Raw genomic sequence first — 20,989 nt, forward strand, 5'->3', positions numbered from 1 at the left:
GCTACTGATTCCCTCGATACGACCTGCCGACGGTCTCGGCATACTCCTGGGACTGTTGGAGTGCGGTCTGCACGCTCTCCCGCCCGGCGATCGCCGCGCTGATCTGCTGGCTCACCCGGGTGCCCAGATCCTGGAACTCCGGAATGGCCAGGAACTGGATGCCGGTGTACGGAACCGGTTGCACCGTGGGATGTTCCGGATCCACGGTCGACATTGCCTGCAGGGTGACCTGGCCGTATGCCTTGGCGGCCTCGGCGTACTCCGGGATCTGGTAGGTGGAGTTGCGGCTACCGGGCGGCACATGCGACCAGCCGAGCTTCTCGCCGACGTGCTTGATGTACTCCTTGCTGGTCATCCAGGAGATGAATTTCCATGCGGCGTCCGGATTCTTGCTGGTCTTGGGGATGCCCAGCGACCAGGTGTACAGCCAGCCGGAGTTCGGCTTCTGCGCGACCGGGGCCAGGACGTAGCCGACCTTGCCGACCACCTTGCTCGCCGAGGGGTCCTCGAGGACGCCCACCGCGGAGGTGGCGTCGTACCACATGGCCGTGTCGCCCTGGGACAGCTGCGTGGCGCATTCACTGAAACCGCTTGTCGCTGCACCGGGTTCGCCGTATTTGCGGACCAGGTCGACGTAGAAGTTCACCGCCTTCTCCACTTGCGGGCTGGTGAGCTGGGCATGCCAGTTCTCGTCGAACCAGCGCCCGCCGAAGGTGTTGATCACGGTGTCCAGCGGGGCCAGGGTCTCACCCCAGCCCGGAACGCCGCGCAGGCAGATCCCCGAATGCCCGTGCGCGGGATCGTCCAGTTTCGCGGCGAACTGGGCGACCTGATCCCAGGTGGGCTGATCGGGCATGCTCAGGCCGGCCTGCTGGAACAGATCCTTGCGGTACATCAGGAACGAGGACTCGCCGTAGAACGGCACCGAGTACATATCGCCCTTGTAGGACAGCGACTTGCGCAGCGAGGAGATGAAGTCGGGCGCGTCGTAACCGGGAGTTTTCGCCTGGTAGGGGGCCAGGTTGGTCAGCCAGCCGTCCGCGGCCCACTGCGGGGTCTCGTAGTTGCTGACCATCACCACGTCGAATTCGCCGCCATTGGTGGCGACCGAGGAGGTGATCTTGGCGCGCGCCTCGTTCTCCGACAGCGAGACGAACTTGAGTTTTATGCCGGGATTGGCGCGTTCGAATTCGCCGGAGAGCTTGATCGCGTCCTGCATCTGCGAATTGGAGACCATCGCGATGGTGACCGTGCGGCCGCCGCCGGAGGTGAACGATCCCGCGCCCGCACAGCCGCTCAGCGCCAGCACCGCTGTGAGTGCCAGTGCCGCTAGACCTTTCGCGCGTCGCCTGGTGCGGCCGGGGCCGTTCTTGTTCATGGGCGTTCTCATGGGCGTGCGCCCTCCTTCTTTTCCAGCAGCCACCGCGCGCACTCGATGTCGGTGACCAGGATCGTGGCCAGTCCGCCGCGCAACGCGCCCAGGACGGCCTGGTGTTTGGGCTCGCCACCGGAGATCAGCACCGTGCACCCGCAGGCGCGGATCGCGTCGAGACCGACCGAGACCGTGCGCGCGGCAAGGGATCCGGGGACGTCGGTGCCGTCGGCGCGGAAGAACCGGCCGCCGATCTCGCCGACCGCGCCGAGGCCGCGCAACTCGTCGAGCAGGGTGGTGTCCAGATAGCTGCCCTCGAACAGGGTGGTCGCGGTGGAGACCGTGCCGACGCCGAACATCATCACCTCGGCCTCGCGGCCCAGCCCGATGGCGCGGCCCAGGACCGAATCCTGTTCCAGCGCGGTGACGGTCGCGGCGTCGGCGTACAGCGGCGCGTGCAGCCGGACCGGGTTGGCCCGCAGCTGGGTGGCGCAGCGGCCGAGGGTGAATTCGACGCCGGTCTGGTAGTCCGACGAGGTGAGCGAGCCGTCGAGCTGGACGACGGTGGCGCAGCGCGCCGAATGCGGTCCGAGTTCGGTGGCCACCGCGATGGTCTCCGGACCCCAGGTGAATCCGAGGGTGGCCTGCGGGCGCAGCCGACGCCCGAGTACCGCGACCGCGGCGCGGGCCAGCGGGGCCAGGCTGGCGGGGGAGTCGTCGGGCGCTTCGCCGAGTACGACCGCCTCGGTCAATCCGAAGGCCGCCTCGAGCTCGCGCTCCAGATCGGTGTGCACCTGCGCGCGCAGCTCGTCGGGGACCACGATCTCGATCCGGACCAGGCCCTGTGCGCGGGCGCGGGCGATCAGCCGTCCCGCGGTCGGACGCGAAACGCCCAGTACGGCAGCGATTTCGGCCTGGGTCGCGCCCTCGAAGTGGTAGAGCCGCGCGGCACGCAACGCCATCCGGACGTCCTCCGGATTGCTGGGCCGGGGTTCGGGGGCCACGGTGCTCCTCGTCCTTCATCAACTTCGATGATCATCTGCTCACGGGGTGATCTATTGCTCGGAACACGGTACCATCGGGCATGTGACGCACACAACACTTTCGCCATCGACCTATGACCGCGGCGGCTTGACGGCCGGAATCGTGCACTTCGGAGTCGGCGGATTCCATCGTGCGCACCAGGCGATGTATATCGACCGGCTACTCGCGCAGGGTGGATCGAAGGAGTGGGCCATCTGCGGCGTCGGCATCCTGCCCGGTGATCGCCGCATGCGCGATGTGCTCACCGCGCAGGACGGCCAGTACACCCTCTCCGTCGTGGGCCCCGACGGCGCCTGGGACACCCGGGTGATCGGCTCGATCGTCGACTATCTCTACGCCCCCGACGATCCGGAGGCGGTGCTGGCGAAACTGGCCGATCCGTCGACCCGCATCGTCTCGCTCACGATCACCGAGGGCGGTTACGGCATCGACGCGACGACTGGCGAGTTCGACGCCGCCGAGCCGTCCGTGGCGGCGGATCTGGCGCCGGATGCGGTGCCGCGCACGGTATTCGGTTTCGTGGTCGAGGCGCTCGCGCGGCGGCGGGCGGCGGGCCTGGCGCCGTTCACGGTCATGTCTTGCGACAACATCCAGGGCAACGGCCATGTCGCGCAGCGGGTGTTCGGCACGTTCGCGCGACTGCGCGATCCGGACTTGGGCGACTGGATCGATCGGGAGGTGAGCTTCCCGAATTCGATGGTCGACCGGATCACCCCGGTGACGCCGCCGGAAGCGGAGCGCGAGGTGTTGCGCCGCACCGGAATCGCCGACCGGTGGCCGGTGATCACCGAGCCGTTCACGCAGTGGGTGCTCGAGGATTCGTTCACCATGGGCCGACCGGCCTACGAACAGGTCGGGGTGCAGGTGGTCGAGGACGTCACCCCCTACGAGCTGATGAAGCTGCGCCTGCTGAACGCCAGCCATCAGGGGATCGCCTACTTCGGGCACCTGTGCGGCTACCGGATGGTCGACGAGGCCGCGCGGGACCCGCTGTTCGACCGATTCCTCATGCGGTACATGGATTTCGAGGCCACCCCGACGTTGCGCCCGGTGCCGGGCGTGGATCTGGACCGGTACAAGCGCACCCTGATCGAACGTTTCGGGAATCCGGCGATCGGGGACACCATCGCTCGGCTGTGCGCCGAATCCTCGGATCGGATTCCGAAGTGGGTGCTGCCGGTCATCAGGGAGCGGCTGGCCGCGGGCGGTGAGATCGACTGTGCCGCAGCCATCGTGGCGAGCTGGGCCCGCTATGCCGAGGGAGTCGACGAGCAGGGGCAGCCGATCGAGGTGGTCGACCGGTTGCGGGACCGGCTGACGCCGCTGGCGCGGCGGCAGCGCACCGACCCGACCGCATTTCTGTGTGACCGTTCGGTATTCGGCGATCTCATCGACGAGCCGCGGTTCGTGCGTCCCTATCTGGCCGCTCTGGAATCCCTGCATGCCAAGGGAGCGCGGGCAACCCTGGGCGACCTCGCCGGGCAGGGGTGAACCGCCGAATGTCGTGTGGCCGAATCGGTGGGTCGGTGCTCGGTCGACGAGGCCGGAGGGCTATTTTTAGAGAGCTATGAAAACTGCCGCCACCACAATTTCAGGAGCCTGGCGCGCGGGCGACGACACGGCAGTGTCGTTCCGTGACGCCGCCGTAGCGTGGGCGCTGGCCGCCCATGGGGTCCTAGCCGAAACCGCCACCGGCTATGGACAATTCGTGACCGTCGAAGAGCTGGCCGAGCGAGTGCAGGAAATGTCGGGCGTGCATACCGACGCGCCGACTCGCACCTGGATGGACGCCATCCTGCGCAAGGTCGCGCGCCGCTGCCACAGCGCGGGAGAACCCCCGCTGACCGCATTGTGCGTGCGAGCCAACCATACTGTCGGCGATAGCTACAAATATGTTCTCGAACTCGCCGGACTGCCGAAGCCGGAGGATCTGGAACTGCATGCGGCGTACGCGCGATGGCAGTGCTACCAGACCTACGGCGCCGACGTCCCGGCCGACGGCGGTGTGCCGTCGCTGACGCCGAAGGTCGCGGCGCGGCGCGGCGCGGTCAAGACGCGCCCGGTCGAGCCGGAGCCCGAGCCCGTCGCGGGCCCGGCGGTGTGCCCGGAGTGCTTCATTCAGCTGCCTGCCACCGGAATCTGCCAGTACTGCTGAGACTTTCGCGGCTCGCACCGACGGCCGGTGCGAGCCGCGTCCTGTCCGGCGTCGCGGCGGATCAGTGAAATGCCTTGAGCCCCACCACTCCCGCGACGATCAGCAGCAGACATACGATGCGGCCCACAGCGGCGGATTCACCCAGCCACAGCATCCCGGCCAGGGCGGTGCCGACCGCTCCGATGCCGACCCAGGCCGCGTATCCGGTGCCCACCGGAATCGTGCGCAGCGCATATCCGAGCCCGGCCATGCTCAGTATCAGTGCGACCAGGAAGGCCGCACTGGGCCACAGTTTGCTGAACCCCTCGGACCGCTCGAGCGCGATCGCCCACGCCGTCTCCATGAACCCCGAGACGATCAACAATATCCAGGCCATGCAGGTACCGTAGGCGACCGTCCGGTTCGGTATCGCTCCGGCCGGATGTGCGGCGGAGCACAATGCAGTCATGGCCGATCTCGTACTGGTCCAGGGCGACATCACCGAACAGACGGTGGACGCGGTGGTGAACGCGGCCAATTCGTCGCTGCTGGGTGGCGGCGGAGTGGACGGGGCGATCCACCGCAAGGGCGGTCCGGCCATCCTCGCCGAATGCCGTGACCTGCGCGCATCCCGCTACGACAAGGGTCTGCCGACCGGCGCCGCGGTGGCCACCACGGCCGGGAACCTTCCAGCGCGTTGGGTCATTCACACGGTGGGCCCGGTGTGGTCGGCCCACGACGACCGCTCGGAGCTCCTGGCCTCGTGCTACCGCGAGTCGCTCGCGGTGGCCGACGAGCTCGGTGCGGAAACGGTGGCCTTCCCCGCGATATCCACCGGCGTCTACGGCTGGCCGATGGATGACGGCGCCCGGATAGCGGTCGAGACCGTGCGTGCGGCGGATACCCGCGTGCAGCGGATCAGTTTCGTGCTGTTCGGCCGCGACGGGTACGCGGCATTCGAGAAAGCGCTGTTCTGAGCGTTTTCACGATCGGTAGCGGGCACTGGACGATCGGTTGTCGTGACATACGAAAAGCCGCATCCACCCGCGTGGTGAATGCGGCTTTTCGTATCGGTTCTGCTACCGGCCGCGACGGGTCTTGAGCAGCTCCAGACGCTCCTGGAGCAGCTCCTCGAGCTCCTCCTTGGAACGACGCTCGAGCAGCATGTCCCAGTGCGTGCGCGGGGGCTTGACCTTCTTGGGCTCCTGGGTGGTGCCCTCGATCAGGATGCCTTCCTGACCATTGCGGCACAGCCAGGTGGGCGGGATCTCGGCGTCATCGGCGAAGGGCACATCGAACTCCTCGCCGTTGTCGGTCCGGTACCGCGCCACTCGCCGAGGGGCCAGGTCGTGGTCCCGGTCGGTCTCGTAGCTCACCGCTCCGAGTCGGCTGCCTCGGAGTACGCGATCTGCCATGGTGTGCGGTCCTCTCTTAGCCTGTCGGCAACGTTCTACTCGGATATAACGCGCCATGCCCAGGTTCAGTTCCCGGCGACGGTCAACCCCTGCATATTACGGGTAACCGCTGGTAGGTAAAAATAACCGTCCCAACCGGGGGAAAACGGTGTGCCCCGCGTGGCGACCGGAGATCCGCCCGTTAGGGTGTCGGGTCATGTCGCGCCGTGTCCTGTCGTCCTGTTCCTGGTGTGGACGGCAGATCGCTGAATCCGAAGTCGGGCGTCGCCGCCGATATTGTCGGCAGTCGTGTCGCCAACGAGCCTACGAACATCGAAAAGGCTTGGAGGGCACCGGAATTCCCGAGGACTCGGTGGTGCTGAGCGCACAGGAGGCGGCCGATCTGGCCGATCGCTGGTTCGCCGCGCGCTGTGCGGCGGAGGATGTCGCGACCGCGGTCACCGAGGGCGCGGATCACGGTGAGCTGCTGGAGCTGACCAGTACCCTGGTCAGCCTGGCGAAGGAGGCCGAGCGACTGCGCTGAGCGGTCTCAGCCCGCTCGATGCGCAACCGGCAGCGCGGGCGCGGGATCCTGCGGCGTCGTGGGAATCGCCGCGGTCCGTCGCGCGGTGAGTGTGACAGTCGTCATGGCAGCGCCGGTGGCCACGACCAGGGCGGTGAACGTCAGCAGGGTCGTCGAGTCGGGGTGGATCAGCGGCTGCGCCCGCAGCGCCTGCCACAGCAGCAGGGCGACCAGGGCGGCGTAGCCGAGTGCCAGGGTTCCGATCAGCCGCGCACGCACCCGTTCGGTCAGCCACGGATAGCGATGCGCGAGCCGGGCCAGGACCAGTGCGGAAACGATCAGCACCTGGATTCCGTGCAGCCCGGCGAAGTGCGGTATGCGCAGATCCCCGCCGATCGTGCTCCAGTGGATGAGCGGCATGCCACCGACTCCGTCCCGAGCCTGCGCGGGGGAGTGCAGCACGGTGTGCCCGGCACCGAGCTCCACCGGATGTCCCACGGCGTCGTGCACGATCTGCTCGCCGGTGAATCCCATCAGATAACCCAGCGCCATACCGAACACCGCGATCGCCAGGCCGGTGTGCACCGCCCGGGCGATCGGCCGATCGGCGATCCGTTGCCACGAAAGGATCAGCGCGATAACGAGATTCGCCGCGAACAGGCCTGGAACGCCCGAGGCGAACACGATCTGCCCGATCGAGTTGACCGGATCGGATTCGGTGTTGAAGTGGCTGAACGTGCCGCGCGCGGCCTGCAGCACGATGAAACCGACGTCCACGAAGGCCGTCACGGCGAACAGGCTCCCGAACCACCGGGTGACGCGGGATCCCCTGTGCGGGAACGACAGCAGCCACGCGAGGGTGAGCGTGTAGAGGGCGAAGGCCAGCCCGAACTTCATCGGTTTGAGCCAGACCGATTCGCTCAGGATCGTGCGATGGTCGACTGCCATGGCGCACAGGCTGAACACGACGAGCCCGGCCATCGAGCACGATGTCGCGAGCAGCGGCCGGTGCAGGCGCCGGGCGGGGGAGGCGGCAACAGCGGAGGTGGTCATATGGCGACGCTATGGCCGCGTCCCCGCGCGGCACGTCCCCCGACGGTGCTGTCCGAACGTAATACCGTGGTGCTAGGGGTGTTTCAGGGTCGCGTCCGTCCCGGTGTCAGGAGCGAACGAACAGGGTCGGTCAGCCGACACGACGATAGCGGGCGGACCGCCCGTTGAGACCCGAGCCCGACCATGAGCGACTGCGCAACTGCTTGTCGATCGCGTCGATCACCTCGGGCACCGTGATCTCCAGCAGTCCGGGATCGGGGGTGTCGCCGTCGTGATCACCGGTGTGCCCGGCCCACAGCACCACGTGACGGCCGAGCAGATGCGGTGGTGGACCGCTCTGATCGGGCGAGGTGGGACCGAACAGCAGAACGGTGCGGGTGCCGAACGCGGTCGCCAGATGCGCGACGCCGGTGTCGCCGCACACCACGAGTTCGGCCTCGGCGACGGTGGCGGACAACTCGATGAGATTCTGCTGCCCGGCCAGGACATGATGCTGTGGCAGTCCGGCCCGTGCGGCGATGCCGAGCGCGGTCTCGCGTTCGAATTCGTCGCCGGTGAGCACCACTTCGCGGTCCTGGACGAGCAGATGCCGGATCACCGCGGCGAAACGTTCCGCCGGCCAGCGCCGGGCCTCGGCGCCCGCGCCCATGTGGATGACCACGCAGTCGCGATAATTCGTGGCGGCGACCGGCGGGACCAGACCGAGATTGCGGCGGTCGGCGCTGATACCGGCTGATTCGAGCAGGTAGCACCAGCGATCGACATCGTGCATATCGGGCTGCCACCGCGGGCCGTCCAGGTCCGGGAATGCCGGATTGCGGTAGGTGAGGATCCGGGCGGGGTTGGTCTTGGCCAGTTCCACGATGCCTTCCGCCCCCGGGCCTTGCAGATTGACCGCGAGTGCCGGTGGCTCGCCGTCCCAGCGCAGACTCTCCGGATCCGCGGTGGGCACCATCTCGTCGACCGAGGTGATCAGATCGACGATCGGCTTGAGCCGATGCGGTGCCGCCAGCGCGATGTGGTCGTGCGGCCGTGCCCGCCGCAGCGCGCGGAGAGCTGGGACCGCGGTGAGTAGATCACCTAGTCCACGTGCGCGCAGCACGAGTACAACCGCCACCCTCTTCTCCTAGCCATCAACCTGTCATTCGCCTCCCTCCGCCTCCGCGCGCGAACTCGGCAGCGCATGGGGCGAAGAGAGCCACTTGGCGATGGTTACCCGGGGTGAAAGACCGCGAAACGCGTATTCGATGCGATATCCGTCCCACCGGGTCGGACCGGGATCTGCCTGGTCATGCGACTGCGAGCCGATCGGGAGAGTGTCCCCCGGGACGTCTGGGCACACTCCCCGTCGCGGCCTCGCGGACACCGTTCGGGCGGTCGTCCGGAGGCGTTCGGATAGCCCGGATTGCCGATGACAACGGCATGAATCCCGGCAGTGCGGACGCCATGGCAGGCGTGGCCGGTGGGAGTGGGACGGACGGCCCGTGCGCAGGGGCCCAGACCATGCGAACGGGCCGGGCTGAGCACGATGACGCGTTGGCTCAGCGGGTGGGCGCGGCGCTCGGCGACGGTGTCTCCGACAGCGCGGTCCGCGACATGTGCCGGTGGTGCGATGTCGTGTCCGCGTCAGTGTGCGTATCGGCTTCCGTGTAACGGTGGAACCAATGCAGGTGGTCCTGCCAGAACGAGTGATCGGCCGTGACCCCGTGCGGATGGTGGGGATTCTCGTCACCGCCGAACGCGGTTCCGGCGGTGAATCCGATGCCGCTGATCAGCAGGGCCACCACCACCGCCGCCGCGATGCGCAACGCAAGCGAGGTCCGCCAACGAGTGCCGAACCGGGCCAGGCGGGTGGGTTGTGGTGACGGTTCGGCGATCACGGGATCGGGGTGCGTCTGCGGCGGTGGCGGAGTCGTCGATCCGGATTCGGACGCGTGCTCGGCCGGGGCGGTGATGCCCCGCTCCGCCGATGGGGTGCCCGGTGTCGGACCGGTCGGTTCGGAGCCTGCTGCACGGGGAGGTGTGTGCTCCCCGTCGCTCTCCTCGTATGTCATCTCTTGTGCCTCGGTGGTCTGTGCCTCGATGAACAGGACATTCGGTCGGTTGGGCGGCTGTCGACTGATTCGCAGGCTACGGCCCGGACATGGCATCGATCTGCGTGTCGGATGTGGATCTGCTGTGTGTCGCGAATGCGGCCCCAAGATTTCTACTACCGGACGTCGTTGACGGCATTGACCATGAACTACGCTCTCGTTCCATGACATTCGTCTTCAATTTGGTGCTCGTGACCCACCTGCTGGGTCTGGCGGCCATCATCGGCGGCTACGCGGCCTCGCCGACGCGGGTATCCGAGGTTCTGGTGTGGGGCGCGCGGGCGCAGATCATCACCGGACTGGTGCTGTTCGGCATGGCGGATTCGATCCATTCGCTGGACAAGCACGTGATCATGGCGAAGATGATCGTCAAGCTGGTGATCGCGGTCGCGGTGGCGGCGTTCGCCGAGATCGCGCGAGCCGATGCCAAGCGCGACAAGTTGATCGGCTGGATGCCGCACGCCGCGGGCTGGCTGGCGATCGTGAACGTCTGCGTCGCGGTGCTCTGGAACTGAGTGCCGTCCGGCACACCGCGCGAGGCTGCCCGGTCTGCGACTGTGCACGGTGTGCCGGAACGGGGTGTTCCTCAGCCCTCCATCAGTGACTGTCCGATGTACCCGCCCGGGTCGGTGATTCCGGGCGGGACGACGAACACCGCGGACCCGACGGGGGTGGTCCAGGTGTTGAGGGCGTCGAATTCCGCGAGCCGCCGCTGCACCGGGAGATACTGCGTCTCGATATCGGCCTGGTACGCGGCGAACAACAGCCCAGAATTCGATACCGCGCCGGGTGCGGGGGATTCGTCGTAGTTGTAGCCGCGGCGCAGGAACCGATCGGTGGCACCGGTGTGGTGTGCCCGAGCGATATGCGACGACGGCGGGATCACCGGTATGCCGAATTTGTCGACAGCGGCGAAATCCGGATCGTCCGTCTCCCGGGTTCCGGTCAGGGGAGCGCCGGTGGCGACCCGGCGGCCCACCGACAACTCCCGCCCGCCGGTGTCCAGATCGTCCCAGGTGTCCAGGTTCATCGCGATGCGCCGCAGTACCAGCGAGGTCCCGCCCGCGAGCCACGGCTGTCCGCGGCCGTCGTGCCAGATCAGGCGATCGAAGTCGGCCGTGCCCGCGGCGGGATTCACGGTCCCGTCGACCTGGCCGAACAGATTGCGCATGCTCTGCCCGGGCCCGGCATCGCGAAATCCGCGCTGCACCCACCGCACCGTCACCAGTGAGGTGACGGTGCGGCTCAGTGCCCGCACCGCGTGCGCGACCGTCGTCGCCTCGTCCGCGCAGATCTGCAGCAGCAGATCACCGTCGCAGTACGCGGGATCGAGACGATCGATCGTGAAAGCGGGCAACGGCCGCAGCCACGATGGCCGCGCCGCCTCGACCCCGGCGGCGGTGAACAGCCGCGGTCCGAAACCGATCGTCACCGTCAGCCGCGCGGGCCGCGCGGTGAGTTCGGGTTCGGAATCGGCCAGGCCGGGTTCGCCCTGGGTGAGCCGGGCCGCGTCACCGCTCCAGATCTGCAGCAGCCCGATGATGTCCGCGCGGGTGACACCGGGTTTCAGATCGAATCCGAGGTAGGTCACGTGCCGTTGCGGCGTCGTCGCGACGCCGCCCTGATGACGTCCGTGGAACGGCTCGGTCGCCGCGGCGGGATCGGGATCCCGCCGCGAACGGGCGAAATGCTCCGTCCCCCAGGCTATTCCGGCGGCACCGGCCGCGACCGTGCCGCCGCCGAGCAGTCGTCGCCGGGTCAGGCCCGGCTCAGCCACCGTGCGCGGGGGTGGTGGTGGGCGCGTAGTTCTCCTGGTTCCCGGAGAAATCGCGAGCCTGCGCGGTGAACGTGGTGCTCGAACCGTCGGCGAATTTCACTGTGATCGGCGTCCGCGATCCCGTGCGCAGCGGCGTCTTCAGATCCATGAACATCAGATGGTCGCCGCCCGGGGTGAGCGATACGGTGCCGTGCGCGGGCACGACCAGCCCACCGGCCATGGCCCGCATCATCGTGGTCCCACCGGTATCCACGGTTTCGTGGATCTCCATCCGCGTCGACGCGGGACTGGTTGCGTCGACCACGCGGATCTCCCTGTCGGTGGAATTGCTGAAATCGGCGAAGGCCGAGGACATTCCGGAATCGGCGGCCTTGATCCACTGATTACTGATCCGGATCGAGGCCGCGTCGTTGCTGGATTCGGATGTCCCGGAGGAACATCCGGTCAGCAGGATCGGCACCGCCAACGTCGCGGCGGCCATGGCCGGGTAGGTACGGGCGAGGGTGAACATGCGAAGGCTCCGTTTCATGGTGATGGTCGAGAGCCACCGTCCTGAGGCCGCGCGGGAGGCGATCGACGACGCGCGTGCGGCTGGAGTCCCGGCCGCACGGTCAGGGGCCTGCACGGCGTCGTGGGACCTGCGGCCGAGTCGAGACGCGTATCGGCGTGCGTCGCGGCGCGTTCGAACCTTCGCTGAGGTGCATTCGGTCGCGGCGCGGAGAAGGAATCCGCTTGCGGCCGTGCGTCATCGGTGTCGAGCAAGCAGCCCTGTCACAGCGGGCATCGACGATCGCGCTTTTGCGAGCGTCCCGCGAGCGGATACCGATTCAGGCGACGGCGAGATCCGTCGGACGGTGGAAAGTATCGATGAACGAATACCTCGGCGGCCCTCGCCGCCCGATACCCGAGCTGATCAGCAACCGCCGCAACGTGATCGGCGGGACAGCAGGCGTGACGAGCGAATGCGACCGCGGCGCGGCGACCGTCGCGATGAGCGCGACGAGGACACGCAGCACGCTCGCGTACACCCGTCGCAACGCCGCCTCCGCACCGCGGATCAGCAGTGCGCCAACAGGAATGGCGAGTGCGTGCGCGGCCAGCATGGGCGGCGTGAGCAGGTGTGCGTGGCAGTGCTCCGGCGAAATCGCCAGCGCCACATGCCCGATCGCCTGTCCCACCGCGAGCATGGGCAGCAGCCGGGCCAGCCCCGGCCGCATCCCGGCCGTCACGGTTCCGGTGAGCGCGCAGACCGCGACGAGCAGGACGACCGACGCCGAGGTCAGCGATACCGGTCCACCGCCCAGCGCGTGCGCGCCGATGCTCACCGCGCCCGAAGCCGCACCGACACACGCACCGCGCAGACGCGCGGTGGGGTCGGCGGGTGATCGCACCGGGTCATCGTAACGACCCCGAGACCGAGCGGATCGTCAGGACTCCGCGGAGGTCTGCGGTTCGATCGGCGGCAGCGCCGCCAGACGATCGAGGATCAGGTCCGCCACGCCCGCCATGCCCGCGGCGGTGGGATGGAACGGCGCGCCCGGATAGTGCCGTCCCGGCAGCGGAATGTAGCCGCCGGAGGTCCACGCGCCGGCGCTTCCGGGCGGATGGTCCAGGCTGGGTGTGCGCGCATCGATCAGTTCGGCCCCGGCCCGGGCGGCGGCCGAGGCCGTATGCGCGGCAAGGGATTCGGCGAACTGATGATAGTTGCGATCGACCGGGCGGTCCTCGTCGGAGACGGGGCCGAGCAGGGACAGATAGTTCACCACCAGAACCCGGGCCCGCGGTGCGCGCTGGGAGATGGTGTTCAGCACCCCGGTCAGACTCTGTTCGATCGTATGCAGCCGGTGGTTGACGGCGGTTTCGTCGCCGAAGCGCGCGATCGGGGGGATGAGCCGTAACGGCAAGGGTAATCGGTGCGCGACGCGGTACTGGGTGAGTCCGACATCGTTACCGCCGACGGTCAGCGTGACCAGGTCGGTACCGGCATCGACCGCGCGTATCTGCGGCGGCTGGCCGTACTGCTGCTCGCGCAGGATGTGTTCACAGGTGGCGCCGCTGCTGGTGACGTCGGTGAGCTGCAACCGGGCGGCTTCGGCGACCAGATGCGCGTAGTTGTTGCGCGAGCGCCCCGCCAAGCGGGGCGCCCCGGGCTCGCGGGGAGCGATCGCGGGCCCGGAGGCGAACGAACTGCCCAGTGCCACATACTTTTTGCCGTGCCATCGAGTCGACTCCGGATCCGTGCCGGGTCGGCCGTGGTGGAGAATGCCGCTCACCTCCCTGGACGTGCCCCCCTTCGGGAGGCATCTTGACGCAGTGCGCGGCGCGTTTCAAGCCCACAGGAGACCTGTCCGCTCGGCCGCTACGTCACAGTGTTTCCAGCGCGGCCTGAGTCAAATCATCCGGAAATACGAACCGGCGCAGGGACCAGTACCGGAATGCCATGGCCAGCAACACGCCGAGGATCTGCCCGGTGATGAAATTCGACACCGCCTGCGTCGCCGGGCTGACATGCGGCACGTGGATATCGAACACGTACAGCGCGATCGCCTGCGGAATCAGGGTGACGACCACCGCCAGTGCGCTCACGCCGAAGAACAGCGCCGCCTCGTGCGCGCGCTGGCGCCCGCCGCGGGTGCTGAACGACCATTCCCGATTGAGAATGTAGGACGCGATGGTCGCGATGAGCACGCCGATCGCCCGCGCGGTGAGCGGTTTGTCCTGCAGCACGGTCAGTTTCAGCGTGTAGACGATTCCGGTATCGATGAACCAGGTGATCGCACCCACCACGGCGAACTTCATCAGCTCCTGATGCTGGTGAAGGCGGGCGAGGTAGCGATCCGGCACTCGATCCAGTGCGGTCTGCATCAACGACACGTCGTCACAATAGCCGGACCGTCGCCTTACGGCACGTGTTGCCGCGTCCAGGTGTCGCGTGGGCCGCCGCCGTGTCCGGCGGCGGCCGGATCGTTCAGGCCCCGACGTAGGCTGCCAGATGTTCGCCGGTGAGGGTGGACCGGGCCGCGACCAGATCCGCGGGCGTGCCCTCGAAGACGACGGTGCCGCCGTCGTGTCCCGCACCCGGTCCCAGGTCGACGATCCAGTCCGCATGGGCCATGACCGCCTGGTGGTGTTCGACGACGATGACCGATTTCCCGGCCTCGACCAGCCGATCCAGCAGCGCGAGCAGTTGTTCCACATCGGCTAGGTGCAGCCCGGTGGTCGGCTCGTCCAGGACGTAGATTCCGCCCTTGTCGCCCATGTGGGTGGCCAGCTTGAGCCGTTGACGTTCACCACCGGACAACGTGGTCAACGGCTGTCCCAGGCGCAGATACCCGAGCCCGACATCGGCGAGGTGGCGCAGAATCCTCTGGGCCGCGGGAAGACGCGCCTCGCCCTCGCCGAAGAATTCCTCGGCCTGCGCGACGGACATCGCGAGCACCTCGCTGATATCGCGTCCGCCGAGGTGATAGTCCAGGACCGCGGCCTGATACCGCTTGCCCTCGCACTCCTCGCAGGTGGTCGCGACGCCGGCCATCATCGCCAGATCGGTGTAGATGACGCCCGCGCCGTTGCAGGCCGGGCACGCGCCTTCCGAATTCGCACTGAACAGAGCCGGTTTCACCCCGTTGGCCTTGGCGAATGCCTTGCGGATCGGTTCGAGCAGCCCGGTGTAGGTCGCGGGATTACTGCGTCGCGAGCCGCGGATCGCGCCCTGGTCGACCGAGACGACGCCCGCGTCCGCCGGAATCGACCCGTGCACCAGCGAACTCTTACCGGATCCCGCGACCCCGGTGATCACGACGAGCACACCGAGCGGGATGTCGACGTCCACCTTGCGCAGGTTGTTCGCCGTCGCACCGCGAATCTCGAGGGCCCCGGTGGGTTCGCGCACGGACTTCTTGACCGCCGCGCGGTCGTCCAGGTGGCGGCCGGTGATGGTGTCGCTGGCGCGCAACTCCTCGAGGGTGCCCTGGAAGCAGATCGTGCCGCCGTCGGAGCCCGCGCCGGGGCCGAGATCGACGATGTGATCGGCGATCGCGATGGCCTCGGGTTTGTGCTCGACCACGAGCACGGTATTGCCCTTGTCCCGCAATCGCAGCAGCAGCGAGTTCATGCGCTCGATATCGTGCGGGTGCAGGCCGATGGTGGGCTCGTCGAACACGTAGGTGATATCGGTGAGCGAGGAACCCAGATGCCGAATCATCTTGGTGCGCTGCGCTTCTCCGCCCGACAGCGTGCCCGACGGCCGGTTCAGGCTCAGATATCCCAGGCCGATCTCCACGAAGGAGTCCAGGGTCTCGCGCAACGACTCCAGCAGTGGGCCGACCGACGGTTCGTCCAGGCCGCGCACCCATTCAGCGAGGTCGCTGATCTGCATCGCGCACGCGTCGGCGATGCTGATTCCGTCGATCTTCGACGATCGCGCGGTCTCGCTGAGCCGGGTGCCGTCGCATTCGGGACAGATCGTGAAGGTGACCGCTCGCTCGACGAAGGCGCGCACATGCGGTTGCAGCGTGTCGACATCCTTGGACAACATCGACTTCTGAATCTTCGGGATCAGTCCCTCATAGGTCAGGTTGATCCCCTCGACCTTGATCTTGGTCGGTTCCTTGTAGAGCAGATCGTTCAATTCACGCTTGGTGTACTTCTCGAGCGGCTTGTCCGGGTCGAAGAATCCGGAGCCGATGAAGATTCGGCCGAACCAGCCGTCCATGCTGTAGCCCGGGATGGTGAACGGGCCCTCGCGCAGGGATTTGGTGTCGTCGTACAGCTGGGCCAGATCGATGTCGTTGACCGAGCCGCGGCCCTCGCATCGCGGGCACATCCCGCCGGTGATACTGAAACTGCGCCGCTCCTTCACCGTCCGGCCGGAGCGTTCCACGGTGACCGCGCCCGCACCGCTGATCGAGGCGACATTGAACGAAAAGGCTTGGGGCGAGCCGATATGCGGTGTGCCCAGACGGCTGAACAGGATCCGCAGCATGGCGTCGGCGTCGGTGGCCGTGCCGACCGTCGAGCGCGGATTCGAACCCATGCGCTGCTGATCGACGCTGATCGCGGTCGTCAATCCCTCGAGCACGTCGACCTCGGGCCTGGCCAGCGTCGGCATGAATCCCTGGACGAAGGCGCTGTAGGTCTCGTTGATCAGGCGCTGCGATTCCGCCGCGATCGTGCCGAAGACCAGCGAACTCTTCCCCGAACCGGAGACGCCGGTGAACACCGTGAGCCTGCGCTTGGGCAGCTCGACGCTGACGTCCCGCAGATTGTTCACGCGCGCGCCGAGCACGCGGATCGTCTCGTGGCTGTCGGCGACGGGCGATGCGGGCGGCTGCTCTCGGCGCGCGGGCGTCCTCATGGCCTCGGTCATCGTTTCTCCATCTGTCTGCACGGCCGTTCTCACGGCCCGGAATCAAATGTGGGGTGGTGCGGAACGGATCAGCGCAGTTCCTGGATTCGGACCATATTTCCGGCGGGGTCGCGAAAGGCGCAGTCGCGCACGCCGTACGGCTGTTCGGTCGGTTCCTGGACGACCTCCGCGCCGGTGGCCTTCACGCGATCGAAACTGCCGTCGAGATCCTTGGTTGCCATCAGGATGCTGCCGTAGGTGCCCTTGGACATCATCTCGGTGATGGTGCGACGCTCGTCGTCGGTGATACCCGGGCTGGCCTGCGGCGGGTACAGCACGACATTGATGCCCGGCTGATCGGCCGGGCCGACGGTCAGCCAGCGCATCCCGTTGTAGCCGACGTCGTTGCGGAGTTCGAAGCCGAGCGCGTCACGGTAGAAGGCAAGGGCCGCGTCGGGATCGTTCTGGGGCAGGAAACTCGAGTGAATGGTGATATCCATGGCGATCAGGCTAATTGCGGGTCGGTTACCGAAGCTTCTCGATTCCTGATCGGTCTGGTCACCTGTTTCGCTACACACGAGGGCATGCCCGCGGTGGCGTCGGCCTGTTCGCGGCGGTAGACGCTGGGTGAAACGCCGACCAGTTCGCTGAACCGGGTGCTGAACGTGCCCAGTGACGAGCAGCCGACGGCGAAGCAGACCTCGGTGACGCTCAGATCACCCCGGCGCAGCAATGCCATCGCGCGCTCGATTCGCCTGGTCATCAGGTACGAGTACGGCGACTCCCCGTAGGCGAGCCGGAACTGGCGGCTCAGATGCCCGGCCGATATGTGCGCGTCGCGGGCGAGCGCCTCGACGTCCAGCGGCTGGGCGTACTCCCGATCGATCCGGTCGCGCACCCGCCGCAGCCGGGCGAGGTCCTGCAGGCGCTGCTCCTCGGTCGGGCTGCTGGTCATATGCCAGATCGTACGTGCCGGCCTCGGGATGCGGGAGCCGCTGATGCCATCGGCGGGAGGACTCGGTTAGCGTCGGCGGCATGGAACTGCGACGAATCCACCACGCCGCGATCATCGCCTCGGACTACGGCGTGTCGAAGACCTTCTATACGCAGGTGCTGGGTTTGCGGGTGGTCGCGGAGAACTATCGGGCCGAGCGGGATTCCCACAAGCTGGATCTGGCGCTACCGGACGGATCGCAGATCGAGTTGTTCTCCTTCCCGGATCCGCCCGCCCGGCCCTCGCGTCCGGAGGCGTGCGGGCTGCGTCATCTGGCCTTCGCCGTTCCCGATGTGGCCGCGGCGGTCCGGGAGTTGCGGGGGAGGGGAGTGGTCACCGAGGAGATTCGGGTGGACGAATACACCGGAAAGCGCTTCGTATTCTTCGCCGATCCCGACGGTCTGCCGCTCGAGCTGTACCAGGAGTGAGCGCCGGGGGAGCGGGTGCCGATGAGATGCGTTGTGCACCTGAGGGTTCTGATGTGGCCGACCGGGAAAGTGTTGGGCGGCACAGGCTTTGCGTGTACCCAACCCGATGGAACATTCCACCTGCAACATTTGACAATGAAGATATGCGAATTGGAACATGTCAGACCAGCGGGTCCGTACATGGGCACGTGCTTTCGGGTGGAAAGCGCTGGATGCATCAATCACCAATTGCCTGGATGAGAGAGGATCGGCGCTGGTAGCGGTCGGGCGGGGGAGTGGGCGGGCACTGCCATACGATGTTGCGATGACCACAGTGTTGTTGAGAACCTCAGCAGGGGACATCGCCCTGGAACTCGATGAGACCAAGGCTCCCAAGACGGTCACGAACTTTGTGGACTACGTCAAGGCGGGCCATTACGACGGCACGATCTTTCACCGGGTGATCCCCGGATTCATGGTCCAAGGCGGCGGACTGACCGCGGATATGAGTCAGAAGCCCGCACCGAACAAGGTGGAGAACGAAGCCGACAACGGGTTGCGCAACGACAAGTACACCGTCGCGATGGCGCGCACCTCGGACCCGCATTCGGCCAGCGCGCAGTTCTTCATCAACACCTCGGGCAACGACTTCCTGAACTACCCCGGCCAGGACGGCTTCGGCTATACCGTCTTCGGCAAGGTGACCGACGGAGAGAATGTGGTCGACGAGATCGAGGGCGTGGCCACCACGTCCAAGGCCGGACATCGCGACGTCCCGGTCGAGCCGATCACCATCGTCTCCGCCGAGGTGGTCTAGACCCGTCGAACGCATCCCGGGGCCGCGGCAGGTAGCCCCGGGATCGCTCACGTCTCGGCCACGTGCGTCTGGCGCGTCACCACGGGCGGCAGAACCGACCAGGGGAAGTTGATCCACCGGTCGGTGCGCCGCCACACGTATTCACACGAGACCTCCGACCGCGGCTTCTGATAGATGACCGCGCAGCGCACTTCGGCCACCTTGTCGGCGCAGAAATCGCGCACGAGCCGCAGGGTTGCTCCGGTATCGGCGACGTCATCGGCCACCAGCACCCGCGCCCCGGCGAGATCGACCGCCGAGGGCACCGGCGGCAACATAACCGGCATATCCAGCCGCTGATCGACTCCGGTATAGAACTCCACGTTCATGACGTGCAGATTCTTCACGTCCAGCGCATATCCGAGCGCCCCAGCGACGAACAGCCCGCCCCGCGCGATGGACAGGATCAGATCCGGTTCGAACCCGTCCCCGGCGACCATCTCGGCGAGCTCGCGGCTCGCGGTGCCGAACAGTTGCCAGTCGAGTTCCTCGCGATCGCTCACGTGAGGAGACTAGCCCAGCTCGGCGGTCGGCCCGACAGGTATGTGTACGCCGATCGCGTGCGTCGGTGACCGATTCCGGTGTGTGCCGCCGACCCGATCATGAAAGATCGCCGGCGGAACTGAATGGGACGCTTAGCGGCTGACGGGTGCGTCCAGTCCCGGCAGTTGTGAGCAGTCCTGCGGTCGTACGAGTCGAACGGGACTGTGGGCCGATGACAGTGATCGGGCGGCCGAACCGGCTCGGGTGGATGCGGCCGCAGACGTGCGGGCCTCGAGTTGAGGCCGGGTGAGCACTCGTCAGACCAGTCGATGGCCGCCATCGACGTGTAGGACGGTTCCGGTCATGAATCGGTTGTGCAGGACGGCGAGGAAGGCGTCGGCGATGTCGTCGGGGTGGCCGATGCGGCCCCCGGGCAGTCGTGCGGCCATGGCCGCGAGCCGTTCGTCCTTGGTGTCGGCGGCGAAGCCGTTCCAGATGGGTGTGTCCACCCAGCCCGGGGATACGGCGTTGACGCGGATCGGCGCCAGTTCGAGGGCGAGCGCGCGGACGAGTCCTTCGAGTGCGGCGTTCGCGGTGGCCACGACGGTGCCGCCGACAGCCGGTCGGTAGGCGGCGATTCCCGAAGTGACAGTGAGGGTTTCGGAGAGCAGGGGCACGGCATACTTGGCGACGAGCCATGGGCCGAGCACCTTGGCGTCGACAACGGCCCGGGCATCGGCGAGCGGCAACTGTGTCAGCGGCCCGTACCCGGCGGACATATCGGCGGCAGTGACGACGACGTGATCCAGCCGCCCGGTGTGCTCGATCAACCACGGGCCGAAAAGATCTCGCACCGAGTCCTCGCGAGTGATATCCGCCTGGGCGGTACGCAAACGGTCGCAGGCCAATTCGGCGGACACTGCGTCCAGTCGATCCCGGGACCGCCCGGCGATGGTGACTGCCTGCCCCTCGGCAAGCAGCCTGCGAGCCAACGCCAGCCCCATACCGGAGCTGCCACCGACCACGAGCGTGTGCGAAATATCGTCCATGACAACGACTTTGCATCCCATGGCGTCGTCGGGGGAGACCGTGCGGGGCCTGGTCCCGACAGGGCCACCCCTCCACCCCGATCCTGCGAGTACCGCCTCTGGTCGCCCCGCCGCAGTGGCTATCGCTCGCGCGAACCGGTCCTGGTGGGATCACCTCGGGACCTCGTCCGGCGGCCACATTGACCCTGACGATAGAACGGGCGGACAACGGCCGCCGAGTGTGCACTTATACGTGGAAACCATTGTGGCGCAATGATGTTCTAACCATATGAAACTTGGCGTCGGGAAAACCGTTCGCAGGAAACTCCGAATGAGGCGGCTCGGCCCCGCCGCGGATCTGTCCACGGCACTCGGGACGGTGTCGGAGAGCAATCGCGTCATCGCCGCAACCGATACGAAGTCGGATCAGCGGGATGGACGGCAGCGCGCCCGGCGTGTGGCGGCGGCCTCGACGTGGTGTGGA

24 protein-coding genes are annotated in these 20,989 nt (G+C 67.2%); 7 read left to right on the top strand and 17 right to left on the bottom strand.

Annotation, left to right across the window (positions count from 1 at the left end; all coding sequences use genetic code 11):
• Position 1: 1 nt before the first annotated feature.
• Both NM2_RS25890 and NM2_RS25895 read right to left on the bottom strand, forming a co-directional pair.
• Complete coding sequence (locus NM2_RS25890) at positions 2-1,390, bottom strand: ABC transporter substrate-binding protein (protein ID WP_084531553.1); 1,389 nt, start codon at positions 1,388-1,390, stop codon at positions 2-4.
• Positions 1,387-2,334, bottom strand: a complete 948-nt coding sequence (locus tag NM2_RS25895; RefSeq protein WP_067673853.1) for a sugar-binding transcriptional regulator — start codon at positions 2,332-2,334, stop codon at positions 1,387-1,389. The genes NM2_RS25890 and NM2_RS25895 overlap by 4 nt, the downstream gene beginning before the upstream one ends.
• A gap of 124 nt (positions 2,335-2,458) precedes the next feature.
• Here NM2_RS25895 and NM2_RS25900 point away from each other — a divergent pair, with 124 nt between their 5' ends.
• Both NM2_RS25900 and NM2_RS25905 read left to right on the top strand, forming a co-directional pair.
• A complete protein-coding gene (locus NM2_RS25900) occupies positions 2,459-3,907 on the top strand; it encodes a mannitol dehydrogenase family protein (protein ID WP_245718224.1) in 1,449 nt (482 codons plus the stop codon).
• Between the two features lie 217 nt (positions 3,908-4,124).
• On the top strand, positions 4,125-4,571 hold the full coding sequence (locus NM2_RS25905) for a hypothetical protein (protein WP_245718225.1): 447 nt from the start codon (positions 4,125-4,127) through the stop codon (positions 4,569-4,571).
• Positions 4,572-4,632: 61 nt separating this feature from the next.
• Here the strand turns inward: NM2_RS25905 and NM2_RS25910 are convergent, their stop codons facing one another.
• Positions 4,633-4,947, bottom strand: a complete 315-nt coding sequence (locus tag NM2_RS25910) for a DMT family transporter (RefSeq protein WP_067673858.1) — start codon at positions 4,945-4,947, stop codon at positions 4,633-4,635.
• A gap of 70 nt (positions 4,948-5,017) precedes the next feature.
• Between NM2_RS25910 and NM2_RS25915 the strand changes: the two genes are divergently transcribed.
• Entirely contained in the window at positions 5,018-5,527 is a 510-nt protein-coding gene (locus NM2_RS25915; RefSeq protein ID WP_067673766.1) for an O-acetyl-ADP-ribose deacetylase, read from the top strand.
• A gap of 102 nt (positions 5,528-5,629) precedes the next feature.
• Here NM2_RS25915 and NM2_RS25920 read toward each other — a convergent pair whose 3' ends face one another.
• The gene (locus NM2_RS25920) at positions 5,630-5,965 is read right to left on the bottom strand and encodes an RNA polymerase-binding protein RbpA (protein ID WP_030517018.1); all 336 of its coding nucleotides are present in this window, start codon (positions 5,963-5,965) and stop codon (positions 5,630-5,632) included.
• A gap of 196 nt (positions 5,966-6,161) precedes the next feature.
• Between NM2_RS25920 and NM2_RS25925 the strand changes: the two genes are divergently transcribed.
• Positions 6,162-6,488 carry a hypothetical protein gene (locus tag NM2_RS25925; RefSeq protein WP_067673768.1) on the top strand — a complete coding sequence of 109 codons (327 nt, stop codon included), beginning with the start codon at positions 6,162-6,164 and terminating at the stop codon, positions 6,486-6,488.
• Between the two features lie 6 nt (positions 6,489-6,494).
• Here NM2_RS25925 and NM2_RS25930 read toward each other — a convergent pair whose 3' ends face one another.
• The 3 genes from NM2_RS25930 to NM2_RS25940 form a co-directional block, all read right to left on the bottom strand.
• Positions 6,495-7,520 (bottom strand): hypothetical protein, encoded by a 1,026-nt coding sequence (locus tag NM2_RS25930; RefSeq protein ID WP_067673770.1) that lies wholly within the window; start codon positions 7,518-7,520, stop codon positions 6,495-6,497.
• 130 nt (positions 7,521-7,650) lie between these two features.
• Positions 7,651-8,637, bottom strand: coding sequence for a glycosyltransferase family 9 protein (locus NM2_RS25935; protein WP_067673772.1), 987 nt, complete (start codon positions 8,635-8,637; stop codon positions 7,651-7,653).
• Between the two features lie 424 nt (positions 8,638-9,061).
• Positions 9,062-9,574 (bottom strand): hypothetical protein, encoded by a 513-nt coding sequence (locus NM2_RS25940; protein WP_157121311.1) that lies wholly within the window; start codon positions 9,572-9,574, stop codon positions 9,062-9,064.
• 203 nt (positions 9,575-9,777) lie between these two features.
• Here NM2_RS25940 and NM2_RS25945 point away from each other — a divergent pair, with 203 nt between their 5' ends.
• Positions 9,778-10,128: a hypothetical protein gene (locus tag NM2_RS25945; RefSeq protein ID WP_067673776.1), complete on the top strand. Its 351-nt coding sequence runs from the start codon at positions 9,778-9,780 to the stop codon at positions 10,126-10,128.
• 71 nt (positions 10,129-10,199) lie between these two features.
• Here NM2_RS25945 and NM2_RS25950 read toward each other — a convergent pair whose 3' ends face one another.
• The 8 genes from NM2_RS25950 to NM2_RS25985 form a co-directional block, all read right to left on the bottom strand.
• A complete protein-coding gene (locus NM2_RS25950; protein ID WP_067673778.1) occupies positions 10,200-11,390 on the bottom strand; it encodes a Dyp-type peroxidase in 1,191 nt (396 codons plus the stop codon).
• A complete protein-coding gene (locus tag NM2_RS25955) occupies positions 11,383-11,901 on the bottom strand; it encodes a copper chaperone PCu(A)C (protein WP_084531554.1) in 519 nt (172 codons plus the stop codon). The genes NM2_RS25950 and NM2_RS25955 overlap by 8 nt, the downstream gene beginning before the upstream one ends.
• 316 nt (positions 11,902-12,217) lie before the next feature.
• Positions 12,218-12,781: a hypothetical protein gene (locus NM2_RS25960; RefSeq protein ID WP_067673782.1), complete on the bottom strand. Its 564-nt coding sequence runs from the start codon at positions 12,779-12,781 to the stop codon at positions 12,218-12,220.
• A gap of 36 nt (positions 12,782-12,817) precedes the next feature.
• Positions 12,818-13,663: an SGNH/GDSL hydrolase family protein gene (locus NM2_RS25965; protein WP_245718226.1), complete on the bottom strand. Its 846-nt coding sequence runs from the start codon at positions 13,661-13,663 to the stop codon at positions 12,818-12,820.
• A gap of 91 nt (positions 13,664-13,754) precedes the next feature.
• A complete protein-coding gene (locus NM2_RS25970; RefSeq protein ID WP_067673787.1) occupies positions 13,755-14,255 on the bottom strand; it encodes a GtrA family protein in 501 nt (166 codons plus the stop codon).
• 103 nt (positions 14,256-14,358) lie between these two features.
• Entirely contained in the window at positions 14,359-16,758 is a 2,400-nt protein-coding gene (locus NM2_RS25975) for an ATP-binding cassette domain-containing protein (RefSeq protein WP_067673789.1), read from the bottom strand.
• Between the two features lie 68 nt (positions 16,759-16,826).
• Positions 16,827-17,237: a VOC family protein gene (locus tag NM2_RS25980; RefSeq protein WP_067673791.1), complete on the bottom strand. Its 411-nt coding sequence runs from the start codon at positions 17,235-17,237 to the stop codon at positions 16,827-16,829.
• Positions 17,238-17,242: 5 nt separating this feature from the next.
• Entirely contained in the window at positions 17,243-17,692 is a 450-nt protein-coding gene (locus NM2_RS25985; protein WP_067673794.1) for a helix-turn-helix transcriptional regulator, read from the bottom strand.
• 80 nt (positions 17,693-17,772) lie between these two features.
• Between NM2_RS25985 and gloA2 the strand changes: the two genes are divergently transcribed.
• Both gloA2 and NM2_RS25995 read left to right on the top strand, forming a co-directional pair.
• Positions 17,773-18,159, top strand: a complete 387-nt coding sequence (gene gloA2 / locus NM2_RS25990; protein ID WP_067673796.1) for an SMU1112c/YaeR family gloxylase I-like metalloprotein — start codon at positions 17,773-17,775, stop codon at positions 18,157-18,159.
• A gap of 304 nt (positions 18,160-18,463) precedes the next feature.
• Positions 18,464-18,955 carry a peptidylprolyl isomerase gene (locus NM2_RS25995; protein ID WP_067673798.1) on the top strand — a complete coding sequence of 164 codons (492 nt, stop codon included), beginning with the start codon at positions 18,464-18,466 and terminating at the stop codon, positions 18,953-18,955.
• A gap of 47 nt (positions 18,956-19,002) precedes the next feature.
• Here the strand turns inward: NM2_RS25995 and NM2_RS26000 are convergent, their stop codons facing one another.
• Entirely contained in the window at positions 19,003-19,497 is a 495-nt protein-coding gene (locus NM2_RS26000; protein ID WP_067673800.1) for a phosphoribosyltransferase, read from the bottom strand.
• Between the two features lie 297 nt (positions 19,498-19,794).
• Entirely contained in the window at positions 19,795-20,526 is a 732-nt protein-coding gene (locus NM2_RS26005) for an SDR family oxidoreductase (RefSeq protein ID WP_067673802.1), read from the bottom strand.
• Between the last annotated feature and the right edge of the window lie 463 nt (positions 20,527-20,989).

The sequence above is a fragment of the Nocardia miyunensis NBRC 108239 genome (assembly GCF_001613065.1).
GTDB classification, from domain to species: Bacteria; Actinomycetota; Actinomycetes; order Mycobacteriales; family Mycobacteriaceae; genus Nocardia; species Nocardia miyunensis.